This is a genomic window from Thauera sp. ZXT1-4, assembly GCF_052598215.2.
The window spans coordinates 1-978 of sequence record NZ_JBQWSN020000112.1; the positions used below are offsets into that span (position 1 = coordinate 1).

At 61.7% G+C, this 978-nt stretch carries 1 protein-coding gene; it reads right to left on the reverse strand.

Annotation, left to right across the window (positions count from 1 at the left end; genetic code table 11):
* The coding region (locus ACUH78_RS19360) for a hypothetical protein (RefSeq protein WP_510497619.1) at nt 1–978 on the reverse strand (978 nt) is incomplete at both ends.

Genomic DNA, 978 nt, shown 5'->3' on the forward strand with positions numbered 1-978 from the left:
GCTCAGTGCCTCGGGCAAATCGGTCTTGTAGCTGGGCCCGATGGCTGGAATCCAGAACCCTCTAGTGAGCACCGCAGGTGCGCCCAGGGCGGCACCGAGCCCTGCTCCTGCGTTGAGAATGAGCGTGGTGTGTTCAGTTCTTAGCGACAGTTGCTCAGAGGGTTCCATCACCTCGAATCGCAACTCCCGCACCCGGCGCAGGGGTTGGCCGAGCGCAAGCATCGTGAGCAGGATCAGCGCGCCGATACACTCAAGCCTTGCTTGGGCCCGGTTTTTTGCGTTTCCGGCCAAGTGACGCTCGACGCGCCGCAATAGAAGCCCATGGAGCGTGCGCAGTTCAACCGGGGTGGGTGTCGCATAAAAGAAAGGCAGCGGCTGTGCTTGCATCTCGATTGCAAGCTGCTGTCTGCGCAACTCAGCGAGCTTGGTGCCGATTTCCTGGCTGGCATAAAGCTGAAACGTCGGCTCAAGGGATTCGGCGGGCGAGAGCCCTGCGGCCTCCAGCGCGCTCGTCTCTTCGTCTTCTTCAAGTCCGATGTCGATAAAAACCGTCGTCGCCTCAAAATGGGCAAAGTCGTCGAGATCTTCATCGAAGTCGGGTGCCTGCTGATGCTGCATAAAGACGCCGGCGACATCAGGCAGATTCACATATCCGGGCCGACGCTGTCGCCCGCCCGTGTTGTAGCGTTCGGAGCGTGCGCGACGGTACAGCCGGAACACGACACCCTGCGTCAACAGGTTGGCGTATCGCGCGAAGTAGCGTTTGAGGGAGCCGAGGTAACGACCGATCCGGTCGGGTTTGCCGTCCGCGCCCTCCCAGGCTGAGAGGTCGATGTCAGCCATGGCTTTCGCATAGTCCTGCGCCGTTTGCACCTCCGGCAGAAGCGACACGACTTGGTCATGCTCAGCCAGGCTCAGTTCGCGAATCGCGAGCCCGACATCCGAGGTGGGGGACGGCGCGATCGGCCATTCGCGCGG